Below are 20,501 nucleotides of genomic sequence, written 5' to 3'. Positions count from 1 at the left end.
GAACGTTTTTCCCTTCCCTGCGCACCAGCGGGGGGAAGGGTTGAGATGATTTTGGCGTGAAGTGTCCGCTATCTGTCCGGCGCGTGCATTTCGGCACAAGATAACGCTAGTATCATGGTGTCCGTATCCTTCATACGGAGTGACCTGAAATGTCCGCTGATACCGCCCTTATCGTAATCGATGCCCAGGAATCCTTTCGTCACCGGCCCTATTTCGAGGAAACGCCGCTGCCGGGCTATATCGAGCGCCAGCAGGCCCTGATCGATGGTGCCCGTGCGGCGGGCATCCCGATTGTCCAGATCTTCCATGTCGAGGAGACGGGCGTGTTTTCGCTGGGGTCAGGCTTTGTCGTGCCGCTTCAACCGCTGAAACTCGCGGCGGACGCCGTGTTCTACAAACGTCGCCACAGCGCGCTTGTCGGCAGCGGGCTTGATGTCTGGTTGACGCAGAACGGCATCCGCCGCGTCATCATCTCCGGCATCCGCACCGAGCAGTGCTGCGAGACGACCACTCGCCACGCCAGTGACCTCGGGTACCTTGTCGATTATGTCGGTGAAGCTACGTTGACCTTCCCGATGACCGATGTTTCGGGCCGCGTGTGGAGCCCCGCGGAGATCCGTGCCCGCACCGAGCTGGTACTTGCCGGTCGCTTTGCCCGCATCGCCACGGTGGAAGAGGCTCTTGCCGGAGAAGGGCAGCGCGAGGCGGCATGAGTGAGCTGACGCAGCAGAAAGTGATCCCCGTCTTCGTGGTGGTGCCGCCACGAACGCTGCTGCTCGACGTTGCCGGGCCGATGGAGGTGTTGCGCTGGGCCAATTTGGAGCAAACGGCCTTGCGCTTCGACGTCACCTATGTCGGTCCGGCCTCCGGCGTTTCGACCTCGATCGGGCTGGAGCTTGCCGGCATCAGGCCGTTGCCGGATCGGCTTCCCGACGGGGCGATGGTTGTGGTGTCGGGCTCCGCCGACCAGCCGCTGGGAACGGTGGGTGATGTCAGGGCGGCGGACGCGCCGCAGGAAGCGGCTATCGTCGACTGGCTGGCGCGAACCATCCGCTCCGGGATGCGGCTGGTGACGATCTGCTCCGGCGCGCTGCTGGCGGCGCGGGCGGGGCTTCTCGATGGTTATGAATGCACGACCCATCACGGCTCGGTGGAAGAGTTGCGGGGCGCAGCACCGGCAGCCCGCGTGCGCGACAACCGGCTTTATGTCGAGGATGGTGAGCGGCTGACGAGTGCCGGCATAACCGCCGGCATCGATCTTATGCTGGCCATCGTGGCGCGGGAAATCGGCCATGGCGTTGCGCTGGCGGTGGCGCGTTATCTCGTCATCTATCTGCGGCGCGGCGGGGCGGACCCGCAGCTCTCGCCATGGCTGGAAGGGCGCAATCACCTTCACCCGGTCATCCACCGGGCGCAGGATGCGATTGCCGCCGATCCCGCCCGGGACTGGTCGGTGGACGCGGTCGCCGGGATTGCCGCCACCAGCCCGCGCACCCTCTCGCGCCTTTTCAACGACCAGACCGGCATGAGCGTGACGGACTACGTCAACCGCCTGCGCATTGCCCTTGCCCGCGAACTGGTTATGGGCTCGCAGCTTGATATGGAAGGCATTGCCGAGCGGGCCGGCTTTTCCTCCGCCCGCCAGTTTCGCCGGGCCTGGGGGCGCCTCAATGAAGGGCCGCCAACGGGGCTCCGGCGGATGGGGTGAGGTGGATAGGGTAAGGTTCAGGCGGCAAGCCGCCGTCTGCCATCCACCCAGACTTCGGCAATCGCGGTGCGATCTGCCGTCAGCACCAGCTTTTCAAAAATCTCGCCGGGTGTATCGCTGCCCGGCCATGTGCGGAAGGCACTGCCGGGAGCGCCGGCGCGCACGATGAGCGCATCGAAGCGATAACCCTCGGCAAACTGGCCGATGGGGAGCGACAGCGCCTTGCCGCCGCCGGCCGTTGCCAGCCAGAAGGTCTCGATGGTGGAAAGCGGCTTTTCGCCCGTGCCGCGCTCCTCTTGCGGCAGGGCCGGATCGGTACCGTTGTAGGCATCGCGCGAGGCCATCAGGGCATGGCGGGCGGCATCGAACAAGGAGGCGCTGAAGCCGCCGGAAATGTCGGTGCCGAGCCCGACCTCGACGCCCTTTTCCATCGCCTTGCGCATGGGGAACACCGCGTTGGCGAAATAGGCGTTGGACATCGGGCAATGCGCGGCCGCCGCGCCTTTTGCCTTCATGAGGGTGAGGTCGCCATCCGTCACGAAAGTGGAGTGGGCCAGCACCGTGCGGTCGGTCAGCAGGCCAAAACGGTCAAGCGCCTCGCAATCGCTCGCGCCGAGCCGCTCGTGCACATGCCCCACCTCCCAGTCGCTTTCCGAGCAGTGGGTCTGAACATGGCAATCCAGTTCCTCGGCAAGAGCGCCAAGGCCGTGCAGCAGCTCATCGGTGCAGGAGGGGATGAAGCGCGGCGTCACCACCGGCAGCACCAGCGGATTGTCCTTGGTATTTGCCGCCATTTCGCGCAGGCGGGCGATGAAGTCACGCGTGCCGGCAAGGGCGGTTTCGGCGCTGTGGTCACGATAGAAGTCCGGGCAGGTTTCCGGATGATCCATGGCCACCTTGCCGATGAGTGCGCGCTGGCCATGGCGCAGGCAGGCCTCGGCAAGGATGAGGTTCGGCTCGACATCCACCGAGCCGAAATAGAGCACTGTGGTGGTGCCAAGGGCGAGCAGGGTCGCCACAAGGTCATCATAGACCGCCCGGGCAAAGTCCGGATCGGCATACCGCGCCTCGAGCGGGAAGGTATATTTCTGCAACCAGACCTCGAGCGGGGCATCCAGCGCCTTGCCCAGTTGCGGCCATTGCGGCGCATGGACATGCAGGTCAACGAGGCCGGGGACCAGATAGTCGCCCGTGCCCAGTTCCTTCAGCCGTCCGGCGACGCGCGCGGCTTCCACCAGCGCCGGCCGGTCCGGATGGCCCGGCGGCAGAACCCGGGAAAGGGCGCCGCTGCCGTCCAGCACGAAGGCATGATCCTCCAGCACTTCCAGCGCTGCCGGGGTCGGCGTGTGGAAGGCGGTGCCAATCAGCACAAGGGCGGGGCTGTCTTTGATCATCGGGATTGTCCTTGGGGCCGCGAAGTTGCTGGCGAAGATACCGGGCGCGGTGCCGGGACGGAATAAATTCAATGCACTGCGCGCTGGCTTTGGCTACGCATAGCGCGAGAGGCCACAGGCGAGGGCCACAGCGCGAGGGAAAAGGCGTGCGCATCATGCGGATTGCCAATATGAGCTTTTACGGGTCGCTGTTCCTGACCCGCTTTGCCGATCAGATCCTGCTGTTCCTGGTGCCGCTGGTCATCTTCCAGACCACCGGCAGCGTCGGCTGGTCCGGTATCGCCTTCTTTTTCGAAACGCTTCCCCGCTTCGTTGCCTTTCCCGTCTGCGGCGTGTTGTGCGACCGGTTCGATCCGCTACGCCTCTTGCGGCTCAGCCAGGCCCTGCGGGCGGTTAGCTGCCTTGCCGGCATTGCCGGTTTTGTCACCCTCGGCGGGGTTGGCTGGCTGATCGCGCTTTCCGCCGTCAGCGGCGTACTGACCACGCAGGGGGTGATGGCGCGCGAGGTGGTGCTGCCGCAGCTTTTCAGCGGTGAGCGCTATCGCAAGGCGCTCTCCTATACCCAGATTGCCGATCAGGTGGGCACCATCCTCGGCCCGCTTTTCGCTTCCCTGCTGCTTGGCTGGTGGCCTGCCGAAGGCGGCGTGGTGGCGGCTGCTATCCTGTTTCTGGCCGCCGATGGTCTTGTCCTGCTCTGGGAACGGCTGGCGAGGCCGCAGCTTCACGCCCCGCAGGCGGCAAGCGGGCGGTTTTTTGCCCCGCTGCTTGTTGCCGCCCGCCATATCCTGACCCTGCCGCGCCTGCGCGAGCTGATCCTGTTGACCGGTGCCGCCAACCTCATCCTTGGCGTCACGCTTGCCACGTCGGCCGCGATGGTTACCGGCGTGCATGGTGCGAGCGGCCACGCCTATGCCCTGGTGCAGGCGGCCGGCGCCATCGCCACCGTGCTGACGCTCCTGTGGACGGCGCATGGCGGCCTTTCGCTGCGCACGCTTGGCATCATCGCCACGCTCTTCACCTGCCTTGGCGGTTTTCTTTCCGGCCTTGCGCCGGGCCTTCCCCTCTATGCCGTCGGCTTCGTGCTGGTCATCGGTTTTGACAAGATGTTCAGCGTCTTTATCCGCAGCCTGCGCCAGCAGATCATCCCCTCGGGCGATTTCGGCAAGACCACGGGCCTCATCGTGCTGCTCAACAACCTGTCCCAGCCGCTGGCCGGCCTGATCGTGGCAGGCGTAGCCGGCATGCTGTCCACCGGCCTGCTCATCACGCTGCTGACCGCAGGGGCGAGCCTCCTCTGCCTCGTCGCGGCCCTGCTGCTGCTCCGCATCGAGATGGCGCCGCCGGGGGCGGCTGGGCAGGGGGAAGGCTAGGGCCTGGTTGCGTCAGGAACCGGTGGGGCCGGGTGGAAGCCCGGCGGCAATGTCCTTTGCCACTTCCTCCAGCATCCAGGCGGCGACACGGTCCACCGCTTCGGATTTGCGGTAGCGCGGGCGCACGAGGAAAAAGTCGGCCCGGGTGCGCAGCGTGCCGTCGTGAAGGCGCCGCAGCCGGCCTTCCTCGATATCGCGGCGAACGAAGAAACGGTTTGCCAGCGCAATGCCCTGTCCTGCCATGGCGGCCTCCAGCGCATGGACGGTCTGGCTGAAGCTGATGCCTCGAAAACTGGTTTCCGCAGCGCCGCCCAGATGGCGCTCGATGAATTCCGGCCAGAAATTGTTGGTGTCGTGCAGCAGGGTAAAGCCGGCAAGGTCGGCAGCGTGCCTGGGCGGGGCAATGCCCTGCAGCAGGCGCGGGCTGCAAACGGCGATGATTTCCTGCTCGAACAGCAGGTCAACCGCGAGCCCCTGGCCAAAGGGTGGCCGGCCATACCGCACGGCAAGGTCCACCCCGTCCGCCTGAAAGCTCGACAGGCGCTCGGTTGCCTGCAGATGCAGGTCGAGATCCGGGTAGCGGGCGGTGAAGTCCGGCAGGCGCGGGATCAGCCATTTGGAAGCAAAACTCGGCGTCATGCTGAGGGTCAGGCTGAGCGGCTGCGGCCGCAGCTGCTGTGTCGCCCCGGCAATGATGGCGAGCGCCCGCCGCACGTCGGCCACATAGACCCGGCCCTCTCCTGTCAGTGCAAGGGTACGCGGCAGCCGGTCAAAAAGCCGGAGGCCCAGCTCCGCCTCCAGTCCCCTGATCTGCTGCGCAACGGCGCCCTGTGTCAGCCCCAGCTCATCGGCAGCGGCGCGGAAACTGAGGTGCCGCGCCGCGACCTCGAACATCCGCAGGGCGTTGAGAGAAGGCAGCCGGCCGGCCGGGGCATCCGTCATCGATAGATTTTCTACTGCCAGAGGAAAGCGCAATTGCTTCGTGGACCATCGGCCGGAATGGTATTCCTTTAGCCATGCAGTCCGCAATGCGCGGGCCGGTAATGTAATCCGAAAGCAGGGAGCGGAAAGTGGCAGTAGAAAAAGTAGCGATCATCACAGCGGGTGGCAGCGGCATGGGCGCGCAGAGCGCGCGGCGCCTGGCAGCCGATGGCTTCAAGGTCGCGGTGCTGTCTTCTTCCGGCAAGGGTGAGGCGCTGGCGAAGGAACTTGGCGGCATCGGCGTTACCGGCTCCAACCAGTCCAACGATGACCTGAAGCGCCTGGTGGATGCGGTGATGGCGAAGTGGGGCCGCATCGACGTGCTGGTCAACAGCGCCGGCCATGGCCCGCGGGCGCCGATCCTGGAGATTACCGACGAGCAGTGGCGCACCGGCATGGATGTCTATCTGATGAATGTCGTGCGCTCGGTCAGGCTGGTCGCGCCGGTCATGCAGGCACAGAAGGCAGGCGCCATCGTCAACATCTCCACCGCCTGGGTCAGCGAGCCGACGCCGATGTTCCCGACCTCGGCTGTGTTCCGCGCCGGCCTTGCTGCCTACACCAAGATCTTTGCCGACACCTATGCCGCTGACAATGTGCGCATGAACAATGTGCTGCCCGGCTGGATCGACAGCCTGCCGGCCACCGAGGAGCGGCGCCAGAGCGTGCCGATGGGCCGCTACGGCACCAGCGCCGAGGTGGCGGCGACGGTTGCCTTTCTCGCTTCCGAAGGCGCCAGCTACATCACCGGCCAGAACCTGCGGGTCGATGGCGGGCTGATGCGCTCGATCTCCGGGTGACTTCCCCGGGGCGGCTGATCCCGGGCGGGGTCAGACCCGCTCCAGCTTCCGATGCAGCTGCGGCGGCAGCTCTACGGCGATGCTGTCGCCCGGCGCCACCATGCCGCCTTCGAGCACAATGCCCATGATGCCGGCGAGGCGCACGATCTCGCCGGTTTCATCCTTGAACACCAGCCGGCCCATCAGGCGCTTCTGGTACTTGTCCAGCTGATGGCAGGGGTTGCGCAGGCCGGTAATCTCCACCACGGCATCCTCGCCCAGTTTGAGGCGTGCGCCCTGCGGCAGGCCCAGAAGGTCGACGCCGCGCGTGGTGATGTTTTCGCCCATTGTGCCGGGGCCTACCGCAAACCCCTCCGCCTTCAGCGCATCCAGCAGCTCGCCATGGATCAGGTGCACCTGCCGCAGGTTCGGCTGCGTCGGGTCCTGCGCGATGCGTGAGAGATGCTGAACGGTCACGCCAAGATGCGCATCCCCTTCGATGCCAAGGCCCTTGAGAAGTTTGATCTTCGCCTGCTGCGGCTTGCTGAAGCTGTGGTCGGCGCTGAGGCTGACCGCTTCGACACGGGGCGTGGTGGTCATCGGGCTTCGCTTTCCTCGCGCGAAAAAACGTTTCGACTTTGACAGGTCGTTCTCCGGGCCGTCGGCAAGGTCCGGAAGCGGGATCAGACCCGCTCCAGCTTGCGGTGCGGCAAGGGCGGCAGTTCTACGGTGATGCCGTCGCCCGCTGCCACCGTGCCGCCCTCCAGTACGATGCCCATGACGCCGCAAAGGCGCACGATCTCGCCGCTTTCATTCTTGAAGACGAGCCGGCCCATCAGGCCTTTCTGCAGCTTGTCCAGCTGGTGGCACGGATTGCGCAGCCCCGTGATCTCCACCACGGCATCCTCGCCGAGCGTAAGGCGCGCGCCCTGCGGCAGGCCCAGAAGGTCGATGCCGCGGGTGGTCACATTTTCGCCCATCGCTCCCGGGCTCACGGCAAACCCGTCTTCCTTCAGCGTATCCAGCAGTTCGCCATGGATAAGATGGACCTGCCGGAGGTTGGGTTGGTCGGGGTTGCGTCCCTTGTCGTAGAGATGTTGCACCGTCACGCCCAGATGCGCGTCGCCCTCGATACCAAGGCCCTTCAGAAGCTTGATGGTTTCCTGCACGGGCTTGCTGAAATTGTGCTCGGCGCTGAGGCTGACGGCTTCGACATGAGGCGTGATGGTCATCGGGCGTGGCTTTCTTCAACTAAGGGCAGGGGACTTTCTAACCTTCCCCACCTTGAGTGGGGAAGGTGCCGCGCAAGCGGCGGATGGGGGTAATGAGGCAGGATCCTGCGGAGGCCTTTGCCAGAAGGTGACTCATTACCCCCACCGGGCCTGCGGCCCACCTCCCCAGGAGGGGAGGATTTTGCTCTTTATTATCAGAAGACTATCCTTCCCCACTTGTGGGGAAGGTGCCCGCAGGGCGGATGGGGGTGTGTGCGATGTGGCCTGGCGCTGAAGGAGCCCGTCTCGTCCGCCAACATCCCCCACTGTCGCTCTCGCGACATCTCCCCCATGAATGGGGGAGAATTTTTGCCGGGCGCCCACGCAAACAAAAACGCCCTCCCGGATTTCCGGAAGGGCGTCTTGTCAGTCATCTGGCCGGGCCTGACGGATCAGGAGGCCATCTTCTTGGCGAAGCGCTTGCGCTCGTTCGGATCGAGATAGAGCTTGCGCAGGCGGATGGTCTTGGGCGTCACCTCGACCAGCTCGTCATCGCCGATATAGGGGATGGCCATTTCCAGCGTCACGCGGATCGGCGGGGTCAGCTTCACGGCATCATCCTTGCCGGCGGCGCGGAAGTTGGTGAGCTGCTTGGCCTTCAGCGGGTTCACGTCGAGGTCGGTGCCCCGGCTGTGCTCGCCGATGATCATGCCCTGATAGACCTTGTTGCCCGGCTCGACCATCAGCGGGCCACGATCTTCCAGCGCGGCGAGCGCGTAGGTGGTGACTTCGCCCTGTTCCATGGAGATCAGCACGCCGTGGTTACGCACGGGGATGACGCCCTTGTACGGGGTGTAGCTGTGGAAGATGCGGTTCATGAGGCCGGTACCGCGGGTATCGGTCAGGAACTCGCCGAAATAGCCGATCATGCCGCGCGTCGGGGCCAGGAAGCGCAGGCGCTGCTTGCCGCCGCCGGAGGGGCGCATCTCGACCAGTTCGCCCTTGCGCTGGCTCATCTTCTCGACGACGGCGCCGGAGAATTCCTCATCCACGTCGATGACGACTTCTTCCACCGGCTCCATACGCTGGCCGTCTTCTTCCTTGAAGAGGACGCGCGGACGGCTGATCGACAGCTCGAAGCCTTCGCGGCGCATGGTTTCGATGAGCACGGCCATCTGGAGTTCGCCGCGGCCGGCAACCTCGAAGCTGTCCTTGCTGTCGCTTTCCGTCACGCGGATGGCGACATTGCCTTCGGCTTCCCGCAGCAGACGCTCGCGAATCATGCGGCTCGTCACCTTGTCGCCTTCCTGGCCAGCCAGCGGGCTGTCATTGACGGAGAAGGTGATGGCGATGGTCGGCGGATCGATCGGCTGGGCCGGCAGGGCCTCGCTGACCGAGGTGTCGCACAGCGTGTCGGCCACGGTGGCCTTGGACATGCCGGAGATGGTGATGATGTCGCCGGCACGCGCTTCGTCCAGCGGCACACGGGCAAGGCCGCGGAACGCCAGGATCTTGGCGGCACGGAAGTTCTCGATCAGATCGCCATTGCGCGACAGGGCCTTGAGGGCGCTGTTGACCTTGAGTACGCCGCCTTCGACGCGGCCGGTCAGCATGCGGCCGAGATAGGGGTCGGCTTCCAGGATCGTGGCGCGCATGCGGAACGGGCCTTCGTCGCTGACGTTCGGCGCCGGCACATGGCTCACGATCTTGTCAAACAGCGGACGCATGTCCTCACGCGGGCCTTCCGGCGCCAGCGCGGCCCAGCCTTCCTTGCCGGACGCATAAAGCGTCGGGAAGTCGAGCTGGTCTTCATCGGCATCCAGCGAAACGAAGAGGTCGAAGATCTCGTCCAGCACTTCATCCACGCGGGCGTCCGGACGGTCGACCTTGTTGATGAGCACGATGGGCTTGAGGCCGAGCTTGAGGGCCTTGCCGAGCACGAACTTGGTCTGCGGGAGCGGGCCTTCGGCGGCATCCACCAGCAGCACCACGCCGTCGACCATGGTCAGGATACGTTCGACTTCACCGCCGAAGTCCTGGTGGCCCGGGGTGTCGACGATGTTGACGCGCACGCCATCCCATTCCACCGAGGTGCACTTGGCGAGAATGGTGATGCCGCGCTCGCGTTCCAGGTCGTTGCTGTCCATCGCCCGCTCGGCGACCTGCTGGTTTTCGCGGAAAGTACCGCTCTGACGGAGCAAAACGTCCACAAGGGTCGTTTTGCCGTGGTCGACGTGGGCAATGATGGCGACGTTGCGCTGGCTCATGGAAACTCGAAGTGTCGGGAGTTGCAATTGGTGCGCTGTGTATTCTGAAAAGCGGATTTTTGCAATGCAGCGCCGCGCAGGGCGGCCATGCGCCCTTGCTTCGCCACATCGGGCAGGCAACTGTGGCGGGAAATGGTGACGAAATTTACACAAAGGCCCCTGCGCAAGGGCCGGTTTGCGCGCTTTTTGCCGGCTGAGGGGTGCTGCGCCCGGTCGGCGGTACGGTTTGCGGGCGCCCTCATGCTGATGGCCGCCGGGTATGCACAGCCGGTTTTGGCGGCAGATCAGCCCGCCGTACCGGAATCGGCAGCGCCGGTGCAGCCCCAGCCCATCAAGCCCGATCCGGTGGAAGGCAAGCCGGCGGAAACAGCGGCCGGCGAAAATGCCGTTGCCTACAGCGTGGAATGGTCGGCGCCCAAGGTGCCGGAAGCGGTGCTCGCCAAGCTCAAGGAAAGTTCCATCCTTGTCTCGCTGCAAAAATCCCCGCCGGCGAGCGAGGTAGGGCTTACCCGCCGCATCCTGCGCGAGAAGGACGGGCTCGCCACCGTCCTGCGCTCCGAGGGCTTTTACGACGGCACGGTCAGCATCTCGGCCCCGGCCACGCAGAAGGACAAGGAAGGCCGGCGGGTTGTCACCATCACCCCGTCCGCCGGAGAGCTTTACCGCATCGATGTTGCCAGGCTGGAGCCGGCACCCGGGTCGCCGGCCGATCCGGCCACGCTGTTTCCCAAAGGCGTGCCCGGGCTTGGCCATGGTGCACCGGCCACCGGCGCAGCCATCGTCGCCGCGCGGGACGGGCTGCCGGGGGCACTGCGCAAGCTGGGATATCCGCTGCCGGCGGTACGCAACATGGATGTGGTGGTGGACCCGGCAACCCACACCACGAACGTAACCTACACGGTCGATACCGGGCCGGCGGCGGGCATGGGTGATGTCAGCGTCAAGGGGCTCGGGGACACCGATATCCAGCTGGTGCGTAACCGCGTGTTCTGGGGGCGGGGTGACAAGTTCGATCCAGCGCAGCTGAGCCGGACAGAATCGGAGCTGAGCAAGCTCGATCTCTTCTCCGCCGTCCGCGCCCGCAACGCCAATACGCTGGCAAGCGATGGCACCTTGCCGGTTGTGGTGGAGGTGACGCCCCGTGATCCGCACTTTATCGGCGCGGGCATCAAATACGGCACGTCGGACGGTTTCAGCGCCAACACCTTCTGGGGCCATCGCAACATTACCGGCGAGGGTGACGAGCTGCGGCTCGACGCCGAGGTCGGCCGCATCCTGGCCGCTGACGGCGGCAGCGGCGACGGGTCGCTCGGGCTTACCTATACGCGGCCCGATGTGTTGCAGCCGCTGCAAACGCTGACCCTGAACACCAAGGTGCTGCGGGAGGAGCCGGTGGCCTATACCCGTACGGCCCTTACCAACGAGGCCACGCTGGAGCGTCCGATCGGGGACAAGAGCACCGGGTCGGCCGGGCTGTCTCTCGAATATACCCGCACCGACGACTATACGCCGCCGATACAGACCTTCCTGCTGGCCGGCATGCCCTTCGCCTTCAGGACCAGTGATCAGGACGATGCGCTGAACCCGACGAAAGGCGGTACGCTGAAGCTGGAGGCAACGCCCTATATCGAAACCGGAGACGAGACGCTGCCCTTCGGGCGTATCGATGCCCGGCTCAGCCAGTTTTGGCCGTTCGGCAGCAAAAAGCGCCCGCATGTGCTGGGCTGGCGCGCCGGATACGGGTTGCTGCTTGGGGTGCACCCGGAAGATGTGCCGGCCGACAGGCGCCTTTATGCCGGCGGCGCCGACAGCGTACGCGGCTTCCCGACCCAGGGTCTGGGGCCGCGCGATGATGGCGACACACCGACGGGCGGGCGCACCGCCGCCTATACCGGTGTCGACCTGCGTTTCCGCCTCAGCGAGGACTGGGGCGTGGTGCCTTTTCTCGACGCGGGCATCGTGACGAAGGGGGCGACGCCTGATTTCGCCACCGAGAAGATCCGTGTCGGTACCGGTATTGGCATCATTTATTATTCGCCCATCGGCCCGGTACGCGCCGATTTCGCCACCCCGGTCAACCCGCGCGACGGTGATGCCGTCTTCCAGTTCTATGTCCGTCTGGGGCAATCCTTTTGAGGCGGCTTGTCCGATATACGCTGCGAGGGCTGCTTGGCCTTCTGCTGGTGCTGCTGTTGGTCGCGGGTGCGCTGGCCGCCACACTGGCGACAGGGGCGGGCCGGCAGGCGCTGGTGCGGCTGGCGGGCGATCTGGCTTCCAGCCCCGGCTTCACGCTCAAGATTGGCGGGCTTGAGGGCGAAGGCCCGGGGGACTTCACGCTGACCGGCATCGCGCTTGGCGACGATGGGCCGGAGCCTTGGCTGACGCTCGACCGGGTGCGCATTGCCTGGCATCCGCTGGCGCTGTTTTCGCACCGGCTGGAAATCAGCCAGCTTGATCTGGGCACGCTGCACCTCGCCCGGCTGCCGACTGGAGAACCAGCGGCGGCGCAGCCCGAAGACGGCACCGCCGAACCCTTCAACTGGCCGCAATTGCCGGTCGAGGTAACGCTGGATGAGGCTCGGCTGGCTCGGCTCGATCTGGCCGCTCCCGTGGCCGGTTATCCGGCGGCGCTTTCCGCCCTGCTCTCCGGAGCCCTCACCGCCGGAGGCGCGAGGCTGGATGCCGACCTTTCCCGGCTGGATGGCGTTGGTGGTGCGCTCAAGGCCAGCCTGACTTTCGATGCCGACACCAGCGCGCTCAAGGCGCATCTGGATGCCAGCGAGCCCGCCGGCGGCGTCATCGCCGGGCTTATGGGCGTACCGGGCACCCCGGCACTCTCCGCCCGTATCGACGGTGAGGGACCGCTGACGGCCTGGCAGGGTGGCCTTGCCCTTGCTGCCGGACCCGATCTCACGCTGGAGGGCGCGGCCCATATCGGCGGCGCCGATCTCGACAATCTGACCGCGGATCTCCACCTCTCCGGCCGGGTGGCAGCGCTGGCGCCGCCCGCCGTGGCACCGCTGGCCGACGGCCCGGTCTCGCTGGACCTCAAGGGGGCCTATAACAGCGGGGATATCGCGCTCTCCGATCTGGCTCTCGCCACGCCGGCCGCGGCGTTAACCGGCAATGGAAGCCTTTCCGCCGGCGGGGCACTTGCCTTTACCGGCCATCTGGCGCTTGCCGATCCCGCCCGCTGGCAGGCGATCGGTGTGCCGCTCGGCTGGCAGGAGTTCGGTGCTGATCTTTCCGCCGGCGGCACGCTGTCGGCGCCGGAATGGCAACTGGCGGCCTCGCTGCAAGGGGCGGATCTCTCCCCTGTTGATGCGGCGCTCACCCCGCTGGTCGGGGAGGCGGCGAGCCTTACCGCCGCCGGCCGCTATGACGTGGCAGCGCAGGCGCTCGACCTCCGTCAGGCAGAGCTCAAGGTCGCCGCCGGCACCGCCGGGCTTGCCGGTGACCTGCGTCTGGCGACCGGCGTTGCCAATGCCTCTCTCAATGCCGATCTTGCCGATCTTTCGCTGCTTGCCCCGCTTCTGCCGGGTCTCGGCCCGAAGGGCAGCGGGCATCTGACGCTGGATGCCGCGCGCGATGGCGGCGGCTCGCTGCTTGGCATGGTGCATCTCGCGCTGGCCGGGCCCGCGCTTGGCGTGCCGGCGGCAGACGGGCTGCTGGGCGACAAGGCGGAGCTTTCCTTCCAGTTCGCCGGCCTGCCGACCCTGCCGCTGACTGTCAGCGACCTCTCCCTCACCGCCGCCGGCCTCAAGGCTTCCGGCAATGCCCATGTCGGCGACGATGTCCTGACGGGGGAGGTCACGGTTTCGGTGCCCGACCTGAAGCGCCTCGGCGCCGATCTGGCGCTGGCGGGGGCGGTGGAGACGAAGCTGACGGCCAGCGGCAGCCTCGCGGCACCGGAGATGAAGCTCGACAGCAAGGTGACCGGGCTTGCCAGCGCCGGTCAGCCGCTCGGCAATGGCGGCCTGTCAGCCTCCGTCCACCGGCAGGAGGATGGGCGGCTTGCCGTTTCTGATCTGAGGCTGTCGCTTGCCGGCCTTGCGGCTTCGGGCGCCGCGACAGTCGATCTTGCCGGGGCGGCGCCACTGACTGACGGCAAGCTTGAGGTGCGGCTCAGCAACGCTGCCGCGCTCGGCAAGCTGCTGCGCCAGCCGCTGGGCGGCTCCGGCCGGCTGGGGATCACGCTGGCGGCGCCAGGCGGGCGCCAGTCGGCGACGGCCAACCTTGACCTTGCCGCACTTTCCACAGGGCCGGACCAGCTGGCGCTTCAGAAGCTGACCGGCACCGCCCGGCTTGCCGACCTCTTCGGCAAGGGTACGCTGGATGTCGCCCTTGTCGCGCAGGGGCTGACGGCGGGCACGGCGCATCTGCCGCAGGTAAAGGCAGAGGCCAGCGGTGCGCTGATGCGCCCGGACTGGCACCTTTCCGCCAGCCTTGACGAGCCGCAGAAGGCAACTCTTGAAGCTGGCGGCAGTGCGAGCCTTGCCGGAGATGCAACGTCGCTGACCCTGGCCTCGCTGACGCTGGAGAGCCGCAAGCGCACCGTCAGCCTGCAGAAGCCGGCGACACTCACCCTTGCCCCGCAGCTTGAGCTGACCCCGCTGACCCTCAAGGGACCCGGCCTCGTGCTGACGGCAGAGGCTGCGCAGTCGAAGGCCGGCGACCTTACGGCTCATATCGTCGGGGATGCGGCGGATTTCCGCTGGCTGGGTCTGGTGCCGGGTACGCCGCAGGTCAAGGGCAAGGCACATGTCGATTTTACCCTTGCCGGCAGCCATAAGGCACCGGAGGCGACGCTGGCCGTGACCGGCAAGGGCCTCAGCACGCAGGCGTTGGCCGGAGCCGGTCTTGCCGGCGTTGATCTCAATCTCACCGCGCGCTGGGCGGACGGGCAGCTTGCCACCCATGCCGCCCTCGGGCCGGAAGGGGCGCCAGAGACCATTGTTGCCGATGCCGGTTTCGGTTTGCCCTCCAGCGCCGCCGGCCTGCCGGCCTTCGATCCTTCTGCCGCGCTTACCGCATCGCTGAAGGCCGGTGTCGATCTCGCCATCTTCAACGATGCACTTGCCGCTTCGGCCAGCACGGCGGGCGGGCGGCTCGATGCCGCGCTCAGCGTGGACGGCACGCTGGGTGCCCCGAATATCCGCGGCACCGCCGACGTGGTGAACGGCCGGTTTGAAAGCCCGGTGACGGGCGTGCCCTACAGCCGCATCAACGGGCATCTGGTCGGTCGGGGTAACACCCTCACCATCGAAAAATTCAGCGCCGCCACTCCCAAGGGCGGGCGGATGGAACTGGCGGGCGATATCCGCTTTGGCGGCACCCCCGGCCCGGTCTTCAACCTCACGCAGAAATCGGTGAAGGCGCAGGCGGTCGCGCTCGATACCGCCGATGTCGCCCTCGACAGCGACCTGAAGCTGACCGGCCCGCTCGACAACATGGTGCTGGCCGGCACGATTACGGTCGACAATGCCAATATCGGCATTCCGGAGCGGCTGCCGCCTTCGGTTACGGTGGTGGAGTATCGGGTCAAGGGCAGTACGCCGCCCGACGTGGACGAGACGGGAGCAAGCGTCGATACCGGCCCCTCCGTTCGCCTCAAGCTGGCACTGGAAGCCCCCAACAAGGTGTTCGTGCGCGGGCGCGGGCTGGATGTAGAGCTTGGCGGGCGCATCGACATTACCGGCACGGCGGACAGTCCGCAGATGAACGGTGCTTTCAAGCTCCAGCGCGGTACGCTCGATCTGTTCGGCCAGACCTACAACTTCACCTCCGGCACCATCACCTTCGAGCCGGGGTCGCTGGAGCCGACGCTTGATCTGGTCGCCTCGCTGAAGGCAACCGATGCCACCGTCACCATCACGGTCGCCGGCAAGCCGTCGTCGCCCTCCATAACGCTCTCTTCCTCGCCCACGCTTTCACAGGACGAGATCCTGGCCCGCCTCGTCTTCGGCAAGCCGCTTTCGGACCTCAACGGCTATGAGAGCGTGCAGCTAGCCCGGTCGGCGGCAACGCTCGCCGGTTTTGGTGGGGGAACCGATATCGTCGGCAGCCTGCGCCAGACCTTCGGGCTCGACCGGCTGAACGTCTCCGGCTCCGGCGGCGACGATCTCAGCCTTGATGCCGGGCGCTACATCAATGACCGCATCTATCTGGGTGTGGAGCAGGGCCTTGCCGAGGATAGCACCGGTGCCAAGGTGGAGATCAAACTGACCGATACGCTGAGTGCGGAATCGAGCGTCAACGCCACCAGCGGCGCCAATGTAGGCCTGACCTTCGAGATGGATTACTAGTCCAGCCCGCCCGTCTAGGGGCGAATGGCCGCCGGCGCCGCGTCATCCTCGATCACCACCGGATCACCTTCATCCACCCAGTTGCGGGCAAAGAATTCCGCGAGTTCCCGGAAGCTGGTGATGCCGGGGGCGCCGCGCCGCCAGGCAAGGCCGACGGTGCGGGCAGGCACGGGCGGCACGAAGTCGCGCAGCGTCAGGCCCGGCGTGCGGTCCTGGCAGGCAATTTCCGGCAAGAGGGTGATGCCGACGCCGCCCGCCACCATCTGGCGCAGCGATTCAAGGCTGGTTCCGGCAAACTGGTGGCGCGCGCCGGCACCGCCGCGATGGCAGATGGCCAGCGCCTGATCGCGGAAACAGTGTCCGTCTTCCAGCAGCAGGATTTCCTGGCCGGCGAGGTCAGCCTCTTCCAGCCGGTTGAAACGGCCGAGCGGATGGCCGGAAGGCAGCGCGACACGGAAGCGGTCTTCAAACAACGGCCGGCTTTCCACCCACGGTTCATCCACCGGCAGGGCCAGCATTAGAAGATCCAGTTCGCCATTGCGCAGGCGCGTCAGCAGGTTGGCGGTCAGATCCTCGCGCAGGAAGAGCTTCAACTCCGGGTAGGCTTCCCGCACCCGGGGCAGCAGGCGCGGCATGACATAGGGGCCGATGGTGGGGATGACGCCAAGACGCAGGGTGCCGGCCAGCGGGTCACGGTCACGCAGCACGGCATCGCCCAGCTCCTGCACCTCGCGCAAAATGCGGCGGGCGCGGGCGGCGGCTTCCACCCCGGCAGGGGTCAGCAGCACGCGCCGGCTGGAACGCTCCACCAGCTTTACCCCCAGCTCCGCTTCCATCTGCGCCACCTGGGCGGAGAGGGATGGCTGGGAGACATGGCTTGCCTCGGCAGCCCGGCCGAAATGCATGTGGTCGGCAAGCGCGACGAGATAACGAAGCTGGCGCAGCGTGATATTGCTCATAGGAAAAACCTATTGAAAAATCTGGAACAAGCTATTTGATTTATCGAATGGCTGCCCCCAGATTTCCGCATGTGCGAAGTGACCCTCAACGAGGGATCGCTTCTCCCGACTTTTCGAAATTCCAGTTTTGGGGGCAGAAAACATGCTGACCGTTGGCGACAAGTTTCCCGAGTTCAATCTGAAGGCCTGCGTTTCGCTCGATATGGCGACCGCTTTCAAGGACATCTCCAGCGCCGACATCAAGGGCAAGTGGGCCGTCGTGTTCTTCTGGCCGAAGGATTTCACCTTCGTCTGCCCGACCGAAATCGTGGCCTATGACGCCCTGCATGGCGAATTCGCCGACCGCGACACCGTTCTGCTCGGCGCCAGCACCGACAACGAGTTCGTGCACCACGCCTGGCGCACCCACCATGCCGACCTCAACGGCCTGAAGACGCCGATGCTGGCCGACATCCGCAAGGATCTGGCCCGTGCTCTCGGCATCCTCGACAAGCAGGAAGAAGTCGCCCTGCGCGCGACCTTCGTGGTCGACCCGGAAGGCATCATCCGCCACGTCACCATCAACGACCTGAGCGTTGGCCGTAACCCGCAGGAAACCCTGCGTACCCTCGACGCCTTCCAGACCGACGAGCTGTGCCCGTGCAACTGGAACAAGGGCGACGACGTCCTCAAGGTTGCCTGATCCTGATGGCCTCACGGCCCTGAGGAAAGAGACCTGAAAAAGGGCGCGGGCGTGCCGGTAACGCCGCCCGCGCCCTTTTTATTGCCTGCATTTGCCCCGACTTCTCCCTCCGGTGAAGTGCCACAAGCGAAGTGACGAGGAGTTATCGATGAGCATCGACACGCTCAAGGCCGCCCTGCCGGACTATGCCAAGGACCTGAAGCTCAATATCGGCAGCGTCTTGCAGTCCAACACGCTGAGCCAGCAGCAGATCTGGGGCACCGCGCTTGCCAGCGCCTATGCCTCCCGCCAGGCCACGGTGCTGAAGGCGATCCATGCCGAGGCCGCTACGAAGCTGTCCCCGGAAGCGCTGGCCGCTGCCAAGGCTTCTGCCGCCATCATGGGCATGAACAACATCTATTATCGCTTCGGCCATCTGGTCTCCGAGCCGGATTACCTCAAGCTGCCGGCGCGCCTGCGTATGAACGTCATCGGCAATCCGGGCGTCGACAAGGTCGATTTCGAGCTCTGGTCGCTCGCCGTCTCCGCCGTCAATGGCTGCGGCCTGTGCATCGACAGCCATGAAAAGGTCGTGCGCAATGGCGGCATCACCAAGGAAGGCGTGCAGGATGCCGTGCGCATCGCCTCTGTGATCCACGCCGTGGCGGTCGCCATCGAGGCCGAGGCTTTCCTGGCTGAATAACATTCTCCCCCGGAATGGGGGAGATGTCGCGAAGCGACAGCGGGGGATGTTGGCGGATAAGACAGGCTCCATCGGCGCCGGTTTGGCCGCCCACACCCCCATCCGGGCTTCGCCACCTTCCCCACGCTGACGCGCAGGGAAGAATGAAAAGCGGCCGGTGCAATCCGGCCGCTTTTTTGTTTCTTGACTCATTCTCGTATTAGAGCGCAATTTCTCAAATATGAGAAACAACGCTTCCGATATCGCTACTTCAGGCGCAGCCGATGATCCGCTGGGCTCGCGCCTTGCAGCACGTCTTGGTGCGCTGCGCGAGGGGCGGGGCTGGTCGCTGGATCAACTGGCCGAGACAAGCGGCATCAGCCGGGCCACGCTCTCGCGCCTTGAGCGTGGGGAGACGAGCCCGACTGCCATGCTGCTCGGCAAGCTTTGCGCCGCTTATGGCATGCCGATGTCACGGCTGATTGCGGAGGTGGAAAGCCAGGGCGCCCGTTTCATGCCTCTTGCCGCGCAATCGGTCTGGATCGATCCCGAGACGGGGTATCGCCGCCGCTTGGTATCGCCACCGAGCGCGGACATGCTGGGTGAGGTGATCGAGGGCGAGCTGCCGCCCGGCGCGGATATCCGTTACGACGCGCCACCGGTCGCGGGTTTGGAGCAGCACATCTGGCTGAAGCAGGGCCAGCTCGACTTCTTCATCGAAGGCAAGGCCCACCGGTTGACGGCCGGTGACTGCCTGCGCGTGCGCCTCTATGGCCCCACCCGGTTTCTTTGCCCGCCGGAAAGCGGTGCGGTTTACGCCATCTTCATCGTCAGGACCTGAGAGCCATCATGTCGCTCGCCCCCGCTGCCAACCCGGCTGCTGCTGCCGAAAAAACCGATTTCGTGATCGAGGAATGGAGCGCTGCCCAGCTGCGACATGCCGTGCCGGAATTCTGCACGCTGCTGGCCGCCTGCGTGGAACTGGGCGCCGGTGTCGGCTTCGTGCTGCCGCACGACTATCCGGCAATGGAAGCGTTCTGGAGCGGACTGGAGGGCTCTCTCGCCGTTGGCGGGCGTATCCTGTTTGCCGCGCGCTGGCAGGGCCGTCTGGCCGGAACAGTACAGTTGGTGCCCTCTGGCATGCCCAACGGGGTGCAGCGCGCCGAAATTTCCAAGCTGCTGGTGCATCCTGCCGCCCGGCGCCGCGGCATCGCCGAAGCCCTGATGAAGGCGGCAGAAGCCCGCGCGCTGCGCGAAGGTCGCACCACGCTGGTGCTGGATACCGGCGGCGCGGTGGCCGAGCGGCTCTACCGGCGGCTGGGCTGGATCTATTCCGGCTCCATTCCGGCCTATGCGCTTTCTTTTGAGGGCGTGCCGGAGACGACGCATATCTTCTACAAGCACCTTTCCGGCCTTACCCTGCCGCCGGGGCTGGTCGTGGAGCGTTCGGCACCTTCTTTTCCGGCGGCCGCGCCGCTGCTGGATGCCCTGTCAGACGAGCTTGGCCGCCGTTTCGGCAGCGACGGGCGTGCCGGGTTTGCCGGCTGGCAGGAGGGTGATGCCCGCAGCGCCTTTCTGCTCGCCCGCCTCGGTGACGCGCCCGCCGGCTGTGGTGCCCTGTTGCCGCTGGAAGCAGCAGGGGTTCCGTCGGGAGAGGTGGGGGAGATCAAGCGCATGTATGCTGCCACCCCGCGCGCCGGTATCGGCAGTGCGGTGCTTGCGGCGCTGGAGGCCAATGCCCGGGCACTCGGGTATCGCCAGCTCTGGCTGGAGACGCGTCATGCCAATGCCGAAGCCATGGCTTTTTATCATCGCCATGGTTTCAGCCTGCGGGAGAATTATGGCCGTTATACCGGGCGGGCGGAATCTGCATGCTTAGAGAGGAAGGTATAATTTTCTGATCGTTTTGCGTGGGGATTAACCATTTTTAAGAGGTTCAAATTTTATACTTTTTCTGGTTTTTCATTGAATGCTTGGTGCCCAATGCGTGTGCTTCTGATCTGTCTTAAGCTTTTTTTGACAATATCGGCTGCGTATTCAGTATTTCTGTTAGTTTATAAGATTTTTTTCATAAACACTCCTTTTGAATATCAGGAAATCGTCGATAGTTATTCCACTGGTGTGAGAATGAGCGATCATCCTGGGTTAATAGTTGGCATTCTGAGTGGGATGGCGGCACCTTTT

Annotated in this window: 16 protein-coding genes; 10 read left to right on the top strand and 6 right to left on the bottom strand. The window is 65.4% G+C overall.

Features of this window, described 5'->3' with window-relative positions; genetic code table 11:
- Positions 1 to 149: 149 nt before the first annotated feature.
- Both QTL98_RS14385 and QTL98_RS14380 read left to right on the top strand, forming a co-directional pair.
- Complete coding sequence (locus tag QTL98_RS14385) at positions 150 to 713, top strand: isochorismatase family protein (RefSeq protein ID WP_445679155.1); 564 nt, start codon at positions 150 to 152, stop codon at positions 711 to 713.
- Entirely contained in the window at positions 710 to 1,708 is a 999-nt protein-coding gene (locus QTL98_RS14380) for a GlxA family transcriptional regulator (protein ID WP_445679154.1), read from the top strand. Before QTL98_RS14385 ends, QTL98_RS14380 begins: the two co-directional genes overlap by 4 nt.
- Before the next feature lie 17 nt (positions 1,709 to 1,725).
- On the opposite strand, the gene guaD is transcribed toward QTL98_RS14380, so the two are convergent.
- Positions 1,726 to 3,102, bottom strand: a complete 1,377-nt coding sequence (gene guaD, locus QTL98_RS14375) for a guanine deaminase (RefSeq protein ID WP_445679153.1) — start codon at positions 3,100 to 3,102, stop codon at positions 1,726 to 1,728.
- Positions 3,103 to 3,257: 155 nt separating this feature from the next.
- Between guaD and QTL98_RS14370 the strand changes: the two genes are divergently transcribed.
- A complete protein-coding gene (locus tag QTL98_RS14370) occupies positions 3,258 to 4,472 on the top strand; it encodes an MFS transporter (RefSeq protein WP_445679152.1) in 1,215 nt (404 codons plus the stop codon).
- A 12-nt stretch (positions 4,473 to 4,484) separates the two neighbouring features.
- Here QTL98_RS14370 and gcvA read toward each other — a convergent pair whose 3' ends face one another.
- Complete coding sequence (gene gcvA / locus QTL98_RS14365; protein WP_445679151.1) at positions 4,485 to 5,414, bottom strand: transcriptional regulator GcvA; 930 nt, start codon at positions 5,412 to 5,414, stop codon at positions 4,485 to 4,487.
- 128 nt (positions 5,415 to 5,542) lie between these two features.
- Between gcvA and QTL98_RS14360 the strand changes: the two genes are divergently transcribed.
- Positions 5,543 to 6,253, top strand: a complete 711-nt coding sequence (locus QTL98_RS14360; RefSeq protein ID WP_445679150.1) for an SDR family oxidoreductase — start codon at positions 5,543 to 5,545, stop codon at positions 6,251 to 6,253.
- 30 nt (positions 6,254 to 6,283) lie between these two features.
- Here the strand turns inward: QTL98_RS14360 and QTL98_RS14355 are convergent, their stop codons facing one another.
- The 3 genes from QTL98_RS14355 to typA all read right to left on the bottom strand — a co-directional run bounded on the left by QTL98_RS14355 (position 6,284) and on the right by typA (position 9,710).
- Positions 6,284 to 6,832, bottom strand: a complete 549-nt coding sequence (locus QTL98_RS14355; RefSeq protein ID WP_445679149.1) for an MOSC domain-containing protein — start codon at positions 6,830 to 6,832, stop codon at positions 6,284 to 6,286.
- 83 nt (positions 6,833 to 6,915) lie between these two features.
- Positions 6,916 to 7,464, bottom strand: coding sequence for an MOSC domain-containing protein (locus QTL98_RS14350; RefSeq protein WP_445679148.1), 549 nt, complete (start codon positions 7,462 to 7,464; stop codon positions 6,916 to 6,918).
- 431 nt (positions 7,465 to 7,895) lie between these two features.
- Positions 7,896 to 9,710, bottom strand: a complete 1,815-nt coding sequence (typA, locus tag QTL98_RS14345; RefSeq protein ID WP_445679147.1) for a translational GTPase TypA — start codon at positions 9,708 to 9,710, stop codon at positions 7,896 to 7,898.
- Positions 9,711 to 9,950: 240 nt separating this feature from the next.
- On the opposite strand from typA, the gene QTL98_RS14340 reads away from it, so the two are divergent.
- Both QTL98_RS14340 and QTL98_RS14335 read left to right on the top strand, forming a co-directional pair.
- The gene (locus tag QTL98_RS14340; RefSeq protein ID WP_445679146.1) at positions 9,951 to 11,846 is read left to right on the top strand and encodes an autotransporter assembly complex protein TamA; all 1,896 of its coding nucleotides are present in this window, start codon (positions 9,951 to 9,953) and stop codon (positions 11,844 to 11,846) included.
- A complete protein-coding gene (locus QTL98_RS14335) occupies positions 11,843 to 16,015 on the top strand; it encodes a translocation/assembly module TamB domain-containing protein (protein WP_445679145.1) in 4,173 nt (1,390 codons plus the stop codon). The genes QTL98_RS14340 and QTL98_RS14335 overlap by 4 nt, the downstream gene beginning before the upstream one ends.
- Positions 16,016 to 16,029: 14 nt before the next feature.
- Here the strand turns inward: QTL98_RS14335 and QTL98_RS14330 are convergent, their stop codons facing one another.
- Entirely contained in the window at positions 16,030 to 16,974 is a 945-nt protein-coding gene (locus QTL98_RS14330; protein ID WP_445679144.1) for a LysR substrate-binding domain-containing protein, read from the bottom strand.
- A 142-nt stretch (positions 16,975 to 17,116) separates the two neighbouring features.
- On the opposite strand from QTL98_RS14330, the gene QTL98_RS14325 reads away from it, so the two are divergent.
- From QTL98_RS14325 to QTL98_RS14310, 4 genes are all read left to right on the top strand, one after another.
- Positions 17,117 to 17,656: a peroxiredoxin gene (locus QTL98_RS14325; protein ID WP_445679143.1), complete on the top strand. Its 540-nt coding sequence runs from the start codon at positions 17,117 to 17,119 to the stop codon at positions 17,654 to 17,656.
- Between the two features lie 148 nt (positions 17,657 to 17,804).
- Positions 17,805 to 18,338 (top strand): alkylhydroperoxidase, AhpD family, encoded by a 534-nt coding sequence (gene ahpD / locus QTL98_RS14320; RefSeq protein WP_445679142.1) that lies wholly within the window; start codon positions 17,805 to 17,807, stop codon positions 18,336 to 18,338.
- 220 nt (positions 18,339 to 18,558) lie between these two features.
- Entirely contained in the window at positions 18,559 to 19,158 is a 600-nt protein-coding gene (locus tag QTL98_RS14315; RefSeq protein ID WP_445679141.1) for a helix-turn-helix domain-containing protein, read from the top strand.
- Between the two features lie 8 nt (positions 19,159 to 19,166).
- A complete protein-coding gene (locus tag QTL98_RS14310; RefSeq protein ID WP_445679140.1) occupies positions 19,167 to 20,210 on the top strand; it encodes a GNAT family N-acetyltransferase in 1,044 nt (347 codons plus the stop codon).
- The last annotated feature ends 291 nt before the right edge of the window (positions 20,211 to 20,501 follow it).

The organism is Radicibacter daui, assembly GCA_030657355.1.
Lineage (GTDB): Bacteria > Pseudomonadota > Alphaproteobacteria > Radicibacterales > Radicibacteraceae > Radicibacter > Radicibacter daui.
The sequence above is the reverse complement of the archived record's forward strand: the minus strand, read 5'-3'. Positions and strand labels throughout refer to the sequence as shown.

What these genes read in the sequence shown, in the direction of transcription:
- QTL98_RS14385 (WP_445679155.1), top strand. Translation starts at nt 150, where the DNA reads ATGTCCGCTGATACCGCCCTTATCGTAATCGATGCCCAGGAATCCTTT.
- QTL98_RS14380 (WP_445679154.1), top strand. Translation starts at nt 710, where the DNA reads ATGAGTGAGCTGACGCAGCAGAAAGTGATCCCCGTCTTCGTGGTGGTG.
- guaD (WP_445679153.1), bottom strand. Translation starts at nt 3,102, where the DNA reads ATGATCAAAGACAGCCCCGCCCTTGTGCTGATTGGCACCGCCTTCCAC.
- QTL98_RS14370 (WP_445679152.1), top strand. Translation starts at nt 3,258, where the DNA reads ATGCGGATTGCCAATATGAGCTTTTACGGGTCGCTGTTCCTGACCCGC.
- gcvA (WP_445679151.1), bottom strand. Translation starts at nt 5,414, where the DNA reads ATGACGGATGCCCCGGCCGGCCGGCTGCCTTCTCTCAACGCCCTGCGG.
- QTL98_RS14355 (WP_445679149.1), bottom strand. Translation starts at nt 6,832, where the DNA reads ATGACCACCACGCCCCGTGTCGAAGCGGTCAGCCTCAGCGCCGACCAC.
- QTL98_RS14350 (WP_445679148.1), bottom strand. Translation starts at nt 7,464, where the DNA reads ATGACCATCACGCCTCATGTCGAAGCCGTCAGCCTCAGCGCCGAGCAC.
- typA (WP_445679147.1), bottom strand. Translation starts at nt 9,710, where the DNA reads ATGAGCCAGCGCAACGTCGCCATCATTGCCCACGTCGACCACGGCAAA.
- QTL98_RS14340 (WP_445679146.1), top strand. Translation starts at nt 9,951, where the DNA reads ATGCTGATGGCCGCCGGGTATGCACAGCCGGTTTTGGCGGCAGATCAG.
- QTL98_RS14330 (WP_445679144.1), bottom strand. Translation starts at nt 16,974, where the DNA reads ATGAGCAATATCACGCTGCGCCAGCTTCGTTATCTCGTCGCGCTTGCC.
- QTL98_RS14325 (WP_445679143.1), top strand. Translation starts at nt 17,117, where the DNA reads ATGCTGACCGTTGGCGACAAGTTTCCCGAGTTCAATCTGAAGGCCTGC.
- ahpD (WP_445679142.1), top strand. Translation starts at nt 17,805, where the DNA reads ATGAGCATCGACACGCTCAAGGCCGCCCTGCCGGACTATGCCAAGGAC.
- QTL98_RS14315 (WP_445679141.1), top strand. Translation starts at nt 18,559, where the DNA reads ATGAGAAACAACGCTTCCGATATCGCTACTTCAGGCGCAGCCGATGAT.
- QTL98_RS14310 (WP_445679140.1), top strand. Translation starts at nt 19,167, where the DNA reads ATGTCGCTCGCCCCCGCTGCCAACCCGGCTGCTGCTGCCGAAAAAACC.